The sequence below is a fragment of the Flavobacterium psychrophilum genome (assembly GCA_001708385.1).
In the GTDB taxonomy this organism is placed as follows: Bacteria; Bacteroidota; Bacteroidia; order Flavobacteriales; family Flavobacteriaceae; genus Flavobacterium; species Flavobacterium psychrophilum_A.
Window position 1 is genome coordinate 2,915,213 of record CP012388.1, and the last position, 15,404, is coordinate 2,930,616.

17 protein-coding genes are annotated in these 15,404 nt (G+C 39.0%); 10 read left to right on the forward strand and 7 right to left on the reverse strand.

Annotated elements, in window-relative coordinates; genetic code table 11:
• Positions 1 to 7 precede the first annotated feature (7 nt).
• From ALW18_12725 to ALW18_12740, 4 genes are all read left to right on the forward strand, one after another.
• Entirely contained in the window at positions 8 to 568 is a 561-nt protein-coding gene (locus ALW18_12725) for an RNA polymerase subunit sigma-70 (protein AOE53310.1), read from the forward strand.
• Positions 555 to 1,232 carry a hypothetical protein gene (locus ALW18_12730; protein ID AOE53311.1) on the forward strand — a complete coding sequence of 226 codons (678 nt, stop codon included), beginning with the start codon at positions 555 to 557 and terminating at the stop codon, positions 1,230 to 1,232. Before ALW18_12725 ends, ALW18_12730 begins: the two co-directional genes overlap by 14 nt.
• A gap of 34 nt (positions 1,233 to 1,266) precedes the next feature.
• Positions 1,267 to 2,307 carry a hypothetical protein gene (locus ALW18_12735; protein AOE53312.1) on the forward strand — a complete coding sequence of 347 codons (1,041 nt, stop codon included), beginning with the start codon at positions 1,267 to 1,269 and terminating at the stop codon, positions 2,305 to 2,307.
• 122 nt (positions 2,308 to 2,429) lie between these two features.
• Positions 2,430 to 3,356 carry a cobalt transporter gene (locus ALW18_12740; protein ID AOE53313.1) on the forward strand — a complete coding sequence of 309 codons (927 nt, stop codon included), beginning with the start codon at positions 2,430 to 2,432 and terminating at the stop codon, positions 3,354 to 3,356.
• Positions 3,357 to 3,358: 2 nt separating this feature from the next.
• On the opposite strand, the gene ALW18_12745 is transcribed toward ALW18_12740, so the two are convergent.
• On the reverse strand, positions 3,359 to 3,619 hold the full coding sequence (locus ALW18_12745; GenBank protein ID AOE53314.1) for a hypothetical protein: 261 nt from the start codon (positions 3,617 to 3,619) through the stop codon (positions 3,359 to 3,361).
• Between the two features lie 7 nt (positions 3,620 to 3,626).
• Between ALW18_12745 and ALW18_12750 the strand changes: the two genes are divergently transcribed.
• Positions 3,627 to 5,621, forward strand: a complete 1,995-nt coding sequence (locus ALW18_12750; GenBank protein ID AOE53315.1) for a DNA primase — start codon at positions 3,627 to 3,629, stop codon at positions 5,619 to 5,621.
• A 246-nt stretch (positions 5,622 to 5,867) separates the two neighbouring features.
• On the opposite strand, the gene ALW18_12755 is transcribed toward ALW18_12750, so the two are convergent.
• Entirely contained in the window at positions 5,868 to 6,497 is a 630-nt protein-coding gene (locus ALW18_12755; protein AOE53316.1) for a LuxR family transcriptional regulator, read from the reverse strand.
• Positions 6,498 to 6,572: 75 nt separating this feature from the next.
• Positions 6,573 to 7,379, reverse strand: a complete 807-nt coding sequence (locus ALW18_12760; GenBank protein AOE53317.1) for an NAD synthetase — start codon at positions 7,377 to 7,379, stop codon at positions 6,573 to 6,575.
• Between the two features lie 85 nt (positions 7,380 to 7,464).
• On the opposite strand from ALW18_12760, the gene ALW18_12765 reads away from it, so the two are divergent.
• Positions 7,465 to 8,427: a gliding motility protein GldB gene (locus tag ALW18_12765; GenBank protein AOE53318.1), complete on the forward strand. Its 963-nt coding sequence runs from the start codon at positions 7,465 to 7,467 to the stop codon at positions 8,425 to 8,427.
• Entirely contained in the window at positions 8,427 to 8,768 is a 342-nt protein-coding gene (locus tag ALW18_12770; protein ID AOE53319.1) for a gliding motility protein GldC, read from the forward strand. The genes ALW18_12765 and ALW18_12770 overlap by 1 nt, the downstream gene beginning before the upstream one ends.
• A 27-nt stretch (positions 8,769 to 8,795) precedes the next feature.
• Here the strand turns inward: ALW18_12770 and ALW18_12775 are convergent, their stop codons facing one another.
• Positions 8,796 to 9,869 carry a hypothetical protein gene (locus ALW18_12775; protein ID AOE53320.1) on the reverse strand — a complete coding sequence of 358 codons (1,074 nt, stop codon included), beginning with the start codon at positions 9,867 to 9,869 and terminating at the stop codon, positions 8,796 to 8,798.
• Positions 9,870 to 10,198: 329 nt separating this feature from the next.
• On the opposite strand from ALW18_12775, the gene ALW18_12780 reads away from it, so the two are divergent.
• A complete protein-coding gene (locus tag ALW18_12780) occupies positions 10,199 to 11,350 on the forward strand; it encodes a hypothetical protein (protein ID AOE54407.1) in 1,152 nt (383 codons plus the stop codon).
• A 174-nt stretch (positions 11,351 to 11,524) separates the two neighbouring features.
• Here ALW18_12780 and ALW18_12785 read toward each other — a convergent pair whose 3' ends face one another.
• From ALW18_12785 to ALW18_12795, 3 genes are all read right to left on the reverse strand, one after another.
• The gene (locus tag ALW18_12785) at positions 11,525 to 11,995 is read right to left on the reverse strand and encodes a hypothetical protein (protein ID AOE53321.1); all 471 of its coding nucleotides are present in this window, start codon (positions 11,993 to 11,995) and stop codon (positions 11,525 to 11,527) included.
• A 21-nt stretch (positions 11,996 to 12,016) separates the two neighbouring features.
• The gene (locus ALW18_12790; GenBank protein ID AOE53322.1) at positions 12,017 to 12,637 is read right to left on the reverse strand and encodes a GTP-binding protein; all 621 of its coding nucleotides are present in this window, start codon (positions 12,635 to 12,637) and stop codon (positions 12,017 to 12,019) included.
• Positions 12,638 to 12,855: 218 nt separating this feature from the next.
• On the reverse strand, positions 12,856 to 13,641 hold the full coding sequence (locus tag ALW18_12795) for an alpha/beta hydrolase (protein AOE53323.1): 786 nt from the start codon (positions 13,639 to 13,641) through the stop codon (positions 12,856 to 12,858).
• Positions 13,642 to 14,047: 406 nt separating this feature from the next.
• Between ALW18_12795 and ALW18_12800 the strand changes: the two genes are divergently transcribed.
• Both ALW18_12800 and ALW18_12805 read left to right on the forward strand, forming a co-directional pair.
• Positions 14,048 to 14,521, forward strand: a complete 474-nt coding sequence (locus ALW18_12800; GenBank protein AOE53324.1) for an MraZ family transcriptional regulator — start codon at positions 14,048 to 14,050, stop codon at positions 14,519 to 14,521.
• The gene (locus ALW18_12805) at positions 14,508 to 15,404 is read left to right on the forward strand and encodes a 16S rRNA methyltransferase (protein ID AOE54408.1); all 897 of its coding nucleotides are present in this window, start codon (positions 14,508 to 14,510) and stop codon (positions 15,402 to 15,404) included. Before ALW18_12800 ends, ALW18_12805 begins: the two co-directional genes overlap by 14 nt.

Genomic DNA, 15,404 nt, shown 5'->3' on the forward strand with positions numbered 1-15,404 from the left:
AACCGTTTTGAAAGTAATAGCCTTACATCAGGAAGAGAAAGACATCATTGCCCAGGCAGCGGCGAACAACCGCCACGCCCAGCAAAAGATCTACTCTAAGCATGCACCGAAAATGCTGAGCATATGCCGGCAATATGTAAAAGATGTGCAGCAGGCAGAAGACATAATGATAACGGCTTTTATGAAGGTGTTTACCAATCTTAAAGCCTTTGAACATAAAGGCAGCTTTGAAGGATGGATACGCAGGATTATGGTTAACGAATGTATCTCTTATATAAGAGTACAAAAAAAGGTAAGTTTTCTGGAAGATGAATATTATGTAGAAGACACCTTTAATAATATTGAGAGTCAGTTTTCGGTAGAAGATATACAAACGCTTATAGACAGCCTGCCGGACGGATACAAAATGGTCTTTAACCTTTATGCGATTGAAGGGTTTAAACATCAGGAAATAGCAAAGATGCTGGGGATTAATGAAGGAACATCAAAATCGCAATTATCGCATGCAAGGAAGATGCTGAAGGAGCAGATTAACAAATTAAAGAATTATGAAAATGGAACCGAATAATATAGAGCAGGATTTTAAACAAAAGCTGGAGCAAAGAAGGATTCAGCCCTCTGAAATGGCATGGGACAGGCTGGATGCCATGCTATCGGTTGCAGAGAATAAAAAACCGAAAAAGAACAAAACCTGGATGTATATGGCGGCAAGCCTTTTGGTTTTTCTTCTTGTAGGGGCGCTGTTCTTAAAACAGGAAAAACAGGGTAATGGCTTAGAAAATAACCAGAATGGTGTTGTAACTACAGATAGCCAACCGGAAAATGTAACACAACCGGCAATAAACACCACTACAGTAGTAGCTCCCGAAGTACAAGAAGAGGTTGTTGTTACAGAGAAAAAACAGGAAGTGATTAAAACTCCGAAATCAAAAGCAGCAGTAATAAAAGAAGATAAGATAATAAAAGTAGTGCCGGTTCAGCAGCAAGTTGCAGTAACAGATGCTAAAGAGCCACAAAATATAATACAGGATAAAGATGCCGAAACGTTATTAGCATCGGTGTCGGATAATGCTGCTCCAAAGAAGAGATCAACTGTAAAAGTAGACCCTAATTCACTACTGTCTTCGGTAGAGGGGGAACTTACAGAGAGCTACAGAAGCAAGACTTTTCAGGGAGTTGTAAAAAGCTTTAATACTGTAAAAGTAGCGGTAGCCAACAGGAACCACGAGTAATAATCAACAGAAACATAAATTAATATCATCAAACATGAAAACAGTAACTTTTTATGTTGCGGGACTGCTATGCCTTCTTGCAACGAAACTATCAGCACAGGAAAAGCCGGTAACATTTGAAGACAGGGCTAAAGAAATCTCAAAAAATATTGAGACAATTACCAAACAGCAAAAAGACTCGCTTAAGGTTGAGGTGGAAGCTATAAACATTAAGCAGGAAAATAAAGAGCTAACGTCACAGCAGGCAGAAACGCAAAAAAAGCAACTTGCCGAAATGCGTGCAAAGAAAATTGAAACTCTTGTTGCGGTAGAGGAACAAAAACTGTCTGATCTTGTAAAAGACAAAGTAGACGGTAAAATTGTTACAAGAAGAAGATCGGGCTTTAGTTGGAAATACGAAACGGATGATGATACTACAAAGGTTCGTGTGGTAGAATATAAAAGAACAACATCGCAGTTTGTATTTGCTTTAGGTGTTAACCGCCTGGTTGCCGATGGAGAAGTGGATACCGACAACTATAAGTGGAGGTCTGATTTTTATGAGTGGGGTGTTAGCTGGAATACGAGACTGCTTAAAACAAATAACTTACTTCACTTAAAATATGGTTTGTCATTTCAGTACAACAATCTTAGGCCGACTGATGACAGGATATTTGTTCTTGACGGAAACAAAACAGTTTTAGCTGCATCGGGGATTGATCTGGATGTTTCACGTCTTACCTATGTAAACATTGTAGTTCCGGTACATTTAGAGTTTGACTTTACTAAGAAAAAAGTAAACGGCGATAAAACATATTATCCGTCACATAATAGCTTTAGAGTTGGACTTGGAGGTTATGTGGGTGCTAACATAAAAGAAAAACAGATCATTAAATATGAAAATGAGGATGGTAATACTGTAAAAAATAAAACCAGAGGCGATTTTAATGTAAACGACTTTGTTTATGGTGTAAGTGCCTATATTGGTTACGGCGAAGTGAGCCTTTATGCTAAGTACGATTTACAGCCAGTTTTCAGTAGCAACGAAATAGATCAGAATAATTTGTCTCTTGGCATAAGATTTGATTTCAATTAAATATAAAGGTTAGTTTTGTACTTTGATAAAAGGGTGCTTCTTCATAAGGGAGCACCCTTTTTTTGTTTTATTTAGGTATTGGCTATTAGTATGTTTCGTATTTTTATATAAAATACAGTGTAATGTCACACGATCATTCCCACGGCCATAGCCATTCGCACCATCATACCTCTGCTAAAAATATAAAAGTTGCTTTTTTTCTCAATTTTGGTTTTACTATACTCGAAATTATAGGTGGATTTTATGTGAATAGTGTATCGATACTATCAGATGCTTTGCATGACCTTGGCGACAGTCTTTCTTTGGGGATATCGTGGTACCTGCATAACCGCTCTAAAAGAGAAGCCGACAACAAATTCACTTTCGGTTATAGCCGTTTCTCTATTTTGGGCGCACTTATAAACAGCGTAATATTAATTGGCGGATCTGTATATGTAATTATAGAGGCTGTTAAAAGGCTTTTTCACCCCGAACCATCGGATGCTCAGGGTATGCTGATATTTGCCATTATAGGCATCACGGTAAACGGTTATGCGGCTTTTAAGCTCAGTCATGGAACATCACTTAATGAAAGGGTAGTAAGCTGGCATTTAATCGAAGATGTCTTAGGCTGGGCTGCGGTACTTGTTGTTTCTATAGTAATGATGTTTACCGATGCACCGTATCTCGATCCGGCATTATCATTGGCTATAACGTTATTCATCTTATATAATGTTATAAAAAGGCTTAGGGAAACTTTTGTGATACTCTTACAGGGCACACCCGAAGGTATCGATCCGGAGAAAATTAAAATGGAGATACTGGCAATACCTAATATCGCATCATTACATAACATGAATGTATGGTCGCTTGAGGGAGAGAACCATGTGTTTACAGCCCATATAAAACTAAACAATGTTACCGGTTTTACAGAAGTGCTTGAAGCCAAGCGCAGGGTAAAAGACCTGCTTAAGAAATACCCGTTCTCGCATTATACCATAGAGGTGGAGCTTAAGGATGAATCGTGTGAAATGGCTTCTCGGCACAATCATAACGGACTGGAATCGTAGCTTTATATGTTAAAAAGTAAAAATACCCACTGATGGGTATTTTTTTGTGCTTGTAATAAAGATAGTTTTGACACAGTTTTTAGGATTACTACCAATGCACGCATCAATACCGGGAACTGTCCAGGATCGGTATTGCTGATATAAAAGTAGTAGTCATTAGATGTAGTGTATTTCTTTTTTTTTGGTAAATGAAAAGCAGGCTTAGTAAGGGCCTGCTTTTTTATTTTATGTAACTTTGCTTTCCTAATTTTTATAACTCCCATTTAAGTTTTGATATCCAAAAGCTCCATAGATACCGTATTTGAAACCGCCCGTGTAGAAGAGGTTATCGGCGACTTTGTAGTGCTTAAAAAGGCAGGTACAAACTTTAAGGGGCTGAGTCCTTTCAGCAATGAGAGGTCACCATCGTTTATGGTATCTCCCGTAAAACAAATCTGGAAAGATTTTAGCTCGGGCAAAGGTGGAAATGCTGTTGCCTTCTTGATGGAACATGAACATTTTACCTATCCGGAGGCGATTCGCTACCTGGCGAAAAAGTATAATATAGAATTAGAAGAAACCGAGCAAAGCGAACAGGACAAAGAGCAGGCTAACGAAAAAGAAAGTATGTACCTGGTGTCGGAATATGCACAGAAGTATTTTCAGAACATATTATTGAATACCGATGAAGGGCAGGCTATAGGCTACTCATATTTTAAAGAGCGTGGCTTTACAGGCGATACTATTAAGAAATTCGGGCTTGGTTATTCTCCCGAAGAATGGGATGCTTTTACTAAAGATGCCTTGGGTAAAGCTTATAAGTTAGATTACCTTGATAAAACAGGTTTTACTATAGTGCGTGAAGACGGCAGGCATATCGATCGTTTCCGCGGACGTGTAATGTTCCCTATACAAAGTATGTCGGGGCGTGTGCTTGGTTTTGGAGGGCGTATTTTAGGTAACGATAAAAAAGCAGCTAAATACCTTAACTCTCCCGAGAGTGATATTTACCACAAAAGTAAAGTGCTGTACGGTATATTTCATGCCAAGCAGTCTATCGCCAAACAGGACAACTGTTACCTTGTTGAAGGGTATACCGATGTTATACAATTCCACCAGGCAGGTATAGAGAATACGGTAGCATCATCGGGAACGGCATTAACACCCGACCAGATACGGCTTATCAGCAGGCTTACTAAAAATATAACCGTTCTTTTTGATGGAGATGCCGCCGGTTTAAGGGCTTCCATTCGTGGTATAGACCTTATTCTTGAAGAGGGTATGAATGTAAAGGTGTGTACCTTCCCTGATGGGGAAGACCCGGACAGCTTTGCAAAGAAAACCCCTCATGATGACCTGGTGGCTTACCTTGCAGAAAATGCGAAAGACTTTATACAATTCAAGGCCGGCCTCCTTATGGATGAGGCGAAGAATGACCCTGTAAAAAAAGCAGGGCTTATAAGGGATATGGTAACCAGTATCTCTAAAATCCCGGACAGGATACAGCGTGAAATATACATACAGGAGTGTGCACGTATCATGGATATTTCTGAGCAGGTACTCGCCAGTACACTGGCGCAGCTTGTACAAAAGGATGTTGTAGATGCAGGTAAAAAAGCAAAGGAGGAGCAGGTAGCAAATGTTATGAAACCTGTGCCTGATGATGAGGGCGGTATGCCTGGGCAGCAGCAAACCCGAATTAATATTCTTGACAGGGTAGAGCAGAAAATAATAGAGATATTATTACTGTACGGAAATATAGAAGAAGAATTTCAGGATGTATACATCAAGTATGATGAGGAAGGTAAGGAGTTTGAGGAAACCGAAAACAAGAATTATAAGGTTTACGAACGTATCTACCTTAACCTTCAGGAAGATGAAATAGAATTTACCAACCCTATGTTCAAAGATCTTTATAAAGCGATTATAGAGAAATATCTTTCGGGAGGCGAACTTGTTATCGACACGTTTCTGAATGACCTTCACCCGGAGTTACAGCACGTAGCTACCGATGTGTATATGCAGGATGAAAAATACTACTTGCACGAGTGGGAAGAAAAAAAGCAGATTCCTGTAAAAGAAAAGGTGGTTACTATTGCCAACTACACCAACGAACATATTGTAGACCTGCGCTGGCTGCTCTTAGGGAGGCTTATACAGGACTTAAAGATGCAGGTGAGCCCGGAAGCAGACAACATGGAAATATTAATGGCTGTGAACGATTACAATACGCTGGTGAATTATCTTTCCCGTAAGCTAAACAGGTTAAGAAGCCAGTTCTATTAAGGGCTAGCCACTAATTACACAAATTTCCACCAATTTTTTATTCAGCAAGCAGCAGTTGATAGTATTGACCCGACTCCACAATAATTTCAAATTTGTGCAATTTGAGTAATTCGTGGCTAAAACTAAAAAAACGCCCCGGTAGTAAGTTCGGGGCGTTTGTCTTTTCAGTACAATATCGGTAAGGCAATACCATACAAGTACTTTATAGTAAGTTTTGTTTTTAGAGTGTAGTGTCTAGTGTTTTTACTAAACTATGTCTAATGTTTTCGCTTTGTTTACAAGGTCTACAAGATTTGTAACGTGTAGTTTTGTAAGCAGGCGCAGCTTATAAGTACTTATTGTCTTTTCGTTTAAGTCAAGAAGCTTTGCAATTTCTTTGTTCTTTTTGCCTTCACTAAGGTAACGCAGTACTTCAATTTCTCTTGAAGACAGTTTTCTGTACAAACGTTCAGATTTTTTACCTTTGTTAAGCAGCGCAAGATTTTTCTTTACAGCTTCGCTAAATACAACTTCGCCATCGTTGACTCTTTTGATGGCATTTTCTAATTCTTCCATTTTGGCACTTTTGTGCACATAGGCAGAAACTCCTGCTTTAAGGGCATTAGGAGCATAAATTTGCTCTGCAAGGTTGGTAAAAATAACTACCTTGGTTTCAGGAAATTCCTTGACAAGCGATTTAACAGCGCTGATACTTGTAAGACCTTCCAATTCAAGGTCGATAACGGCAACATCAACTGTTTTTTTGCCCAATGTGTCAAGAAGGCTGTCCAGGTTGTTAACCACGCCGGCAAAACTAATTTGCGGATTATCGCTAAAATACGATTTCATGCCGTAGTGCACTACGGGGTGATTATCCGCGAGGCATAGTTTGATCATAATTGCTAGATTTTTGGGTTTAGACTATAGTAAATTTAGTAATTTAAATCTTAAAGTATTGTGAATGAAAGAATTTTATTTCAAATTAGGCGGAATTTCGCATACCGGTATTTCTTTCATCTTATGTTGGTTGATCGTATTGAGTCGTTTATAAATTTCAAAAACTTCTTTTTCCCTTCCGGTAAAGTCGTCATGATTTTTCCCGTTTTCCATCTGTTCCATTGCCCATTCCAGTTCGTCGTAGCTTGCGCCAAGCTGGTCTTCATCGCTTCTGTCATCACCAAAAAGTCCGTCTGTTGGCTTAGCAGTAATAATAGTTTCTGTAACACCTAAATGCTTTGCCAGCAATCGTACTTCCGATTTTAAAAGGTCGGCAATAGGGCTAATATCTACACCGCCATCTCCATATTTTGTAAAGAAGCCTACACCAAAATCTTCTACTTTGTTACCTGTTCCGGCTACCAGTGCGCTGTGAAGGCCTGCAAAATAGTATAAAGTTGTCATTCTTAAGCGGGCTCTTGTATTGGCAAGGGTCAGGTTCAGGATGTATGGGTTTTCAGTTTCAGGTAGTTGCTTTTTAAAGGCCTCAAAGATAGGGGTAAGATCGGCATGTGCCGACGTTACGTTAGAAAATTTTTCCTTAAGGTTCTTAATATGTTCTTTTGCACGCGAAACGTGGCTGTGTGCCTGGTGTATGGGCATTTCAACACAAAGGGTGGGTAAACCTGTCTGTGCACATAATGTTGAGGTAAGCGCAGAATCAATTCCGCCAGATATGCCTACAACAAAACCCTTAACTCCTGCGTTCTCTGCATATTCATGCAGCCAGTTTACAATATGTTTGTTTATTGCTTCGGCCTGAAAAGCGGACTTGGTTGCCATAATTGTTCAATATTAATGGGTGAGTTGTATATTTGCCGATAAAATTAAAAAAACCTTAATAAGAAATTACTAATAAAATTACAAAATGAAGAAATGTATCCTTATTCTTTCGCTTTTGGTGTTTGTGGTAGCCTGTAAAAAGGAAAGTGAGGCAGAAAGCAAGATAGCCGAGATACCTGCTCCTAAAGTAGCTATTGAGCGTTTTGATAAAGCTTTTTTTGAAGCAGGTGCTCAGGGCCTGCCCGATCTTAAGGTAAAATACCCTTATCTTTTTCCGGAAGGTAACGAAGATGCGGTATGGCTTAACAAGATGAAAGATCCTTTTATGCTTAAGCTAAAAGCCGAATCGGAGAAGAAATATCCTAACCTTGATAAATTGCAGGATGATATGAGTGCTTTTCTTCAGCATGTAAAATATTATTTTCCACAGTTGCCTGTACCCAGGGTTGTTTCGTTAATAACAGACGATACCGATATTAAAGCAGTGTACACTCCTGAGGTTGTAGTTGTGCCATTGAGCCTGTATCTTGGTAAAGACAACTATTTATACGAAGGGCTTAATAAATACGAGATTGAGCAATATGAGCCGTCGCAGATAATGCCGGATATTGTAACTTCTTTCGGATATAATAAAATTGCACCGCCACGCGACAGGCAACTGCTTTCGCTGATGATATACTACGGAAAAGAGCTTTACCTTAAAGATGCACTTATTCCTGAAACACCTGATAATAATAAAATTGGCTATACTAAAGAGCAATTAGAGTGGGCAGAGGCAAACGAGCAGGAAATCTGGAAATACTTTGTGGATAAAAAGCTGTTGTTTGATTCCGACCCGAAATTACCGGCACGATTCATCAACCCTGCGCCTTTTTCAAAATTCTATCTTGAGCTTGATAATGAGTCACCCGGAAGGATAGGCCAGTGGATGGGGTGGCAAATTGTTAAAGCTTACGCAGAAAATAATAAAAATGTACCTTTGCAGGATCTTTTAGCTATGGACGCTAAAACAATTTTTGATAATTCTAAATACAAACCCAAAAAGTAATGTCTGCTAACAATAAAAAAACAGAAATAAAGATACACGTTGAACTTGATGAGAACAATGTTCCGGAAACAATGAGCTGGGACGCACCCGATGGTGGTGTTAAAAATCAGGAGACTAAAGCGTTTATGCTTTCTATGTGGGACAGCAAGCCTCAAGAGAGTATGAGCATTAACCTTTGGACAAAAGATATGCCAGTAGATGAAATGAAGGTGTTTTATCACCAGACGCTTGTTACTATGGCTGAGAACTTTGAACGTGCCACCGGTGACAAAAAAATGACCGATACAATGAGGGATTTCTGTGATTACTTCGCAGAAAAACTGGAAATTACCAAGAAGTAATTTATTTAAAAGGATATGGAAAGCGGCTTAGGCCGCTTTTTCTTTTATATAGCCAGACGGAGTTGTTCCGGTAAATTTTTTAAAATACTGGTTGAACGACGCCTTTGTTTTAAAACCACAATCGTAAGCTATAGCCAAAAGGCGGGTATTTTTTTGTGTATTTGTATCTAACCGAATAAGTACTTCCTTAATACGGTATTCGTTGATGTACTGGTAAAATGTTTTTCCTGCAAACACATTTAATGTCTCACTAATATGATGCCTGTTGATGCCGGATGTAGCAGCAAGCTTTTCCAGAGAGAGGTCTTCGTCTTTGTACAACTGTTTTTCCTGTAGCAATGTTTCAAGCTGATTAAAAATAGCTTCGTGTTTCGTGGTGTCTAATGTCAATTTTCGGTATTCTGAAATGCCAATAGGCGATTCTTCTGTGTTTATATTTTGAATGATTTCTTTCCGTACAATTACTTCGGGCTGTCCGAACCACAATACTAAAACCGGAATAGCGCCCAACAGCATATAAATGATGCTTCGGATGTACGGATTAATGTCAGCATCCATATTTCCAAAAATCAACAATGCAATTTCTACAAAACCCAATGCTGTAAGAATGTATTTTAACCCTTTGATCAAACTGATGTTGCCGTTTGCTAAATTATCTTTTATAGGAGCCAGGATGCCAAAAACAATATGCGACAGTACTATCGGGAAGAACGCTATCTTATTATAAAATTGCAGTACCGATGTGGCTTGCTCAGGATATTGTGCGATGGCGAGTGATGTACAGGCGTATAATGTTATAACCATTATCAAAGGGATGAACAGATACCACATTCTTGCAGGTATAAAGTCGATATCACTCTTCTTTCTGGCGAATAGGTATAGCAATGGCCCATAAGCAAGCTGTATACCTGTATGCATCCTGAAGGTTACTGCCTCATTGTCTACTGCCGTAAATATATAGAGCTTGGCAGCCAGGTGAATTCCGGCGCATACCAAAAGTAACAGCAACAGGTAATTTGCCTTGTCTTTTGGTATTCGCAACAGGATAAATGCGATTGCTAAGGCATTCAGTACCAGTCCCGCAAATAAAATGTAATTCATAATATCTAAATGTGGCTCAAAAATAAGCCTGATACGGTTGTTTTAGTGTTAGGTGAATGTTACTAAATAGGTTTTAAGGTCGCTTAATGATTAATTAACATTGGTTCAAGTGTCTGTTATGTAGTTGTTTGCAGGTACAATTCGTTCGGTATTTACTTTTTTATGATTTTATTATTTAGATGGTCGCACAGGTTTTGTGTTATGCTCAGTTTTGCTCCGGGGAAATTACAAAGGCAGGCCTGTTGCTTTTTACCCGATGTGTTTAACTAATAAAATATTGTATGAAATCTGTTCTAAAAAATCTGATTGCAGTTTTTGTTTTACTATTAATGGGTCATGTTTATGCTCAAAATCCGGCAAAACCACAACGTACTATTGTTGTAATGATTGATGGCTTTGGTGAAGACTATTACCGAAACAGCGATATGCCTAACCTTAATAAAATGGAAAAGGATGGCATTTTTAAAATCGTTCCCTCTATTATGCCAGCAGTTACCAATGTAAACAATGTTGCCATTGCAACCGGAGAACTGCCCAATAAGCATGGTATTACCGGAAACGTATGGTATAATCCTAAAACCAAAGAAGAAGAATTTATAGAAGATCCGGATCTTATCACTGCTCCGACTATTTTCGACAGGGCGAAAACGCTGGGCATCAAGTCTGCATTGTTTTCTGTTAAAAAGAAAACGGTAGATATTATGGCTATCAATACAAATGTATCGTTATGCCCTGAGTGCGATGGCGCTGAAGAATCGGAATGGGCTAAGAAATTTGGTCCGCCACCGGGTGTTTACACTAAAGAAGTTAGCTATTGGATTATGGAGTCGGCGTTGCATACCATGAACAACAATCCTGACCTTGGTTTGATTTACATTCACACTACCGATTATCCTATGCATACCTGGGCGCCCGAAGATCCTAATTCGAAAGAGTTTCTTCATAAGATCGACGAATATATAGGCAAGCTTCATGATGCGGCACCCGATGCTGCGATTCTTGTAACTGCCGACCACGGACTTAATCATAAAGACTTCTGCTGGGATCTGGAAAAAGCCTGCGCTAAACGCAAAACGCCTATCAGGATAGCTATTTCTCCTGAAAAAGACCGTTATTTTAAGCATCACAGGGGTATGGGAGGTTCCGCTTATGTTTACCTTAAAAAGACTAAAGATCTTGAAAAAGTTAAAAAGACATTGCTTTCTCTTGATGGCGTGGAGGCTGTATTAACCAAACAGGAGGCTATTGAAAAATATGGTTTGTTACCGGATCGGGTAGGTGATCTTATGGTTTTAGGAAATAAGCTAACCGTGTTTGGCCAACTTGCAGACGTAGAATCAGAAAAACTGCCAGCGAATTACCGCAGCCACGGATCGACTTACGAATGTATAGTTCCGTTATTTGTGTATAACGCAAAACAGGCTCCGGGAGCTTCATTTTTCGACCATAACTACAAATTGGCCGCATGGTTATATCGCTAATTTTCAGATAATTGTTTTATTGCACTTTCTGCTCTCAACAATGTAATTTAAAAAGTGCAACATTGTTTGGTTTAAAACTCTCTCTATGAGTGCCTTAACTGAACAATGTTGCACTTTTGGTATGTTAAATGCATAATATTCTGCGGATGCCTGAAAACTTAATTCAAACAGCAATTATTGCTTCATTTTATCGTGCGAATATTGCAGGTAAATATTGTAATTTGCTTTAAGCAGGTCGGTTTTTATAGCCTGGTTGTACAGCGAATCATTTAAACCATCAATCAGTTTCAGGTCGACAAAATCATATTTGTAGTTGGACAGTCTGTTGATTTCGTTTCTTCCCTCTTCGATCATCTTGAGTTTATCGGCCGGTTTAGTTTTATCAATGGCTGAAACCGTCCTGTCTACAACGATCTTAATTTTGTTGATGCTGTCAAAACTCGGGTATAATCCCAGTTGCGGGTTTTGCGAGATGTACTGCTCAATATATACCTGAAAGTCATTAAGGTTGGTGCTGTAAAAATGCTCCGACTCTTTGTATTGGTCCATTAGCAGGTATTCTACATTTTTGTTAGAACCGGTTTCTTTCTGGCATGATACAATACATAATGTTGCCAGTATATAGAATAGGTGTATACGCTTCACTTTAGTGCGGATGGTTAAGTTTTATAAAAATCCCTGATTGTCAAAAATTCCCTGGTTTACTTCGCTGATGTAGTCGAGTACCGCGTCACGGCCCGTACCTTCGGTAGAAGATGTTACAAAATATTGTGGCATCTCTGCCCAGTTATTGGCAAGCATCGATTTACGGTATGCAGCAATGTGCTGGTCTACCTTTCCGCGGCTTATTTTATCAGCTTTAGTGAAGATAATACAAAACGGAACCTCAGTTTCTCCCAGGTACTCCAGGAATTCAAGGTCTATCTTTTGTGCTTCAAGGCGGATATCTATAAGTACAAATGCGCAAACCATTTGTTCACGGCGTTCAAAATAATCGGTGATAAATTTCTGGAATGTCTCTTTTGTAGACTTAGATACACGTGCATAGCCGTATCCCGGTAAATCGACAAGGAACCAGTTTTCGTTTATCTTAAAGTGATTGATAAGCTGGGTTTTACCCGGTCTTCCGGATGTTTTTGCAAGGCTGTTACGGCCTGTAAGCATGTTGATAAGCGACGACTTACCTACGTTACTCCTGCCGATGAAAGCGTACTCCGGCAACGGCTCTTTTGGGCATTTGCTAACCTCAGAATTGCTTATTATAAATTCGGCAGTATTAATTTTCATGTCTTTATATTTTGTTGCAAAGTTAGTGTAAAATTTTTTAGGGTATGATTTGACGGTGAATTGCACTAATTTCTATCGTTGCTGATAAATAAGATTGCTCTAATTTGCGGTATTCGTGAAATTCGCGGCAAAAAATCTTCCACAATTTACCACTTTAAATAAAAAACCACGAATTATGGTAATTCGTGGTTTATAGCTATCCGGCGTATGCCGTAAAATTATTCTTCTCTTAAAAGGTGTTGTGCAGTATCCAGTTTTTTAAGCCATTCATGCATTAGTCGGTTAAACTCATCCGGGTGCTCCATCATGGCAGCGTGTCCGCATTTATCTATCCAGTATAACGATGAGTTAGGCAGTAGCTTATGGAACTCTTCGGCAACATCCGGAGGTGTTACGTTATCGTTCTTGCCCCATATAATACATGTAGGAATATGCATTTTTGGTAAATCCTTAGCCATGTTGTGGCGAATAGCGCTCTTTGCGATAGTAAGGGTTTTAATAAGCTTAATACGGTCGTTTGCCATAGCATATACCTCGTCTACAATTTCTTTTGTAGCAATGGCAGGATCATAAAATACATCGCCTGCTTTTTTCTGTATGTACTCATAATCACCTCTTCGCGGGTAGCTGTCGCCCATAGCGCTTTCATAAAGGCCTGAACTTCCGGTGATAATAAGCCCCATCATTTTTTCGGGGTACATTTTAGTGTGGTATAGTGCAATATGTCCGCCAAGCGAGTTGCCCAGCAATATCACCCGGTCAAAACCTTTATAGGTTATAAAGTCTTTAACCCAGCGGGCAAAAGCTTTTACGTTGGTTTTTAAAATGCTCTGAGTGTAAATAGGGAGTTCCGGAATGACTACTTTGTAGCCTATTTTCGGGAAATACTCCGCTACTCCGCCGAAATTGCTTAGGCCTCCCATAAGTCCATGTAGTATGATTATCGGTGTTCCTTCGCCGGCTTCAAAATAAGTATATTTACCGTCTTTTTTCGTAGTGTACATTTTCTGTTCTAAACAAATTCAATTGTCGCAAATATATAATATTATACCTTAAAAAGAATTTTACTACATAATATTTGGGTTATTTTTTAACCTTTGCGGACATTTTCGCTCAATTTAAAATTTCAGATCTATAAGTGCCTAAATATCAGTTTTAGTCTTATTAACAAATTTTATTAGTTTTTCGTTTTCTGCATTGTCAATGTTAAGTTGTCTTAAAAAATTATAAATCTTACATTAAATTTTTAGGCAGCCTGCATTTTTTCTAAAAATCGTCTTTATAGGCTTTGTAGGACTTTTTTTTCAGGTGGTAGTAAAACTCCAAAACTTATCAACAAAGTGGTAGGAAGTGGTATAAAGTGGTAAAATATATCTATATTTGCTTTATAAACTGTGTAAACGTAACTACTTGAATACCATTATCGGAACATACGAATGTAAGGTAGATTCAAAGGGAAGGCTGATGTTGCCTGCTCCTTTGAAGAAGCAATTGCATGCCGGACTGGAAGATGGATTCGTGTTAAAACGTTCGGTTTTTCAGCCTTGCTTAGAGCTGTATCCTATGGCAGAGTGGAATAAAATGATGCAGAAAATAAACAAGCTGAACCGGTTTGTGAAAAAGAATAACGACTTCATCAGGAGGTTTACCGCCGGTGTAAAGGTTATAGAGATTGATGCGACAGGAAGGCTGCTTATACCTAAAGATCTTTTTGTGTTTGCTGAAATGGATAAAGACGTAGTGCTTTCGTCTGCAGTAAATATTGTTGAGATATGGGATAAAGATAAATACGAAAAATCTATCGACGATTCTGCTGTAGATTTTGCAGATCTGGCAGAAGAAGTAATGGGTAATTTAATGGATGACGAAGATGGAATATCATAACCCGGTTTTATTGAAAGAAACGGTTGATGGCCTAAATATAAAGCCGGACGGAATATATGTTGATGTAACCTTTGGTGGTGGAGGCCATTCAAGGGAAATAATGAAAAGGCTGGGGCCGAACGGTAAATTGTTTGGTTTTGATCAGGATGAAGATGCACAGGCAAATATTATAGATGATGAACGTTTTGTACTGATCCCTGAAAATTTCAGGTTCATTAAAAGGTTTCTTCGCTTTCATAATATTAAAGCTGTAGATGGTATCCTTGCGGATCTTGGAGTTTCATCGCATCAGTTTGATGTTCCGGAGCGCGGTTTTTCTACCCGTTTTGAAGCAGAGCTGGATATGAGGATGAGTAAAAAGAATGAGTTAAACGCTTTTGTAGTAATTAATGATTATGAGGAAGCTGATATAAAGAGGGTTCTTTTTGATTATGGGGAGCTGAAAAATGGTGGAGCGATGGCGCATGTAATTGTAGAAGCAAGAAAAGAAGCGCCTATAAAAAACTCTGAACAGCTTAAAAAGGTTTTATCAAGGTTTCTTCCGGGGCATAAAAGCAATAAAATACTGGCGCAGATCTATCAGGCAATACGAATAGAAGTAAACCAGGAGATGGATGTGCTAAAGGAGTTTTTAGAGCAGTCGCTTGAAATTCTGAATCCGGGCGGAAGGTTGAGCGTTATATCCTATCACTCGCTGGAAGACAGGCTGGTTAAGCGTTATATGCGAAACGGAATGTTTGAGGGGGAGCCGGAACGCGATATGTTTGGCAATTTCTCGGTTCCGTTTAAAAGTATTGAAAAACTGATTGTTCCTACAGAAGAGGAAATAAAGATAAACAACAGGGCGCGTAGCGCTAAGCTAAGGGTAGCAGAAAAAAAATAA

Coding starts and splice junctions, on each gene's coding strand:
- ALW18_12765 (AOE53318.1), top strand. CDS start 7,465: ATGAAGAAATGTATCCTTATTCTTTCGCTTTTGGTGTTTGTGGTAGCC.
- ALW18_12780 (AOE54407.1), top strand. CDS start 10,199: ATGGGTCATGTTTATGCTCAAAATCCGGCAAAACCACAACGTACTATT.
- ALW18_12740 (AOE53313.1), top strand. CDS start 2,430: ATGTCACACGATCATTCCCACGGCCATAGCCATTCGCACCATCATACC.
- ALW18_12790 (AOE53322.1), bottom strand. CDS start 12,637: ATGAAAATTAATACTGCCGAATTTATAATAAGCAATTCTGAGGTTAGC.
- ALW18_12770 (AOE53319.1), top strand. CDS start 8,427: ATGTCTGCTAACAATAAAAAAACAGAAATAAAGATACACGTTGAACTT.
- ALW18_12795 (AOE53323.1), bottom strand. CDS start 13,641: ATGTACACTACGAAAAAAGACGGTAAATATACTTATTTTGAAGCCGGC.
- ALW18_12775 (AOE53320.1), bottom strand. CDS start 9,869: ATGAATTACATTTTATTTGCGGGACTGGTACTGAATGCCTTAGCAATC.
- ALW18_12735 (AOE53312.1), top strand. CDS start 1,267: ATGAAAACAGTAACTTTTTATGTTGCGGGACTGCTATGCCTTCTTGCA.
- ALW18_12745 (AOE53314.1), bottom strand. CDS start 3,619: ATGGGAGTTATAAAAATTAGGAAAGCAAAGTTACATAAAATAAAAAAG.
- ALW18_12760 (AOE53317.1), bottom strand. CDS start 7,379: ATGGCAACCAAGTCCGCTTTTCAGGCCGAAGCAATAAACAAACATATT.
- ALW18_12755 (AOE53316.1), bottom strand. CDS start 6,497: ATGATCAAACTATGCCTCGCGGATAATCACCCCGTAGTGCACTACGGC.
- ALW18_12730 (AOE53311.1), top strand. CDS start 555: ATGGAACCGAATAATATAGAGCAGGATTTTAAACAAAAGCTGGAGCAA.
- ALW18_12805 (AOE54408.1), top strand. CDS start 14,508: ATGGAATATCATAACCCGGTTTTATTGAAAGAAACGGTTGATGGCCTA.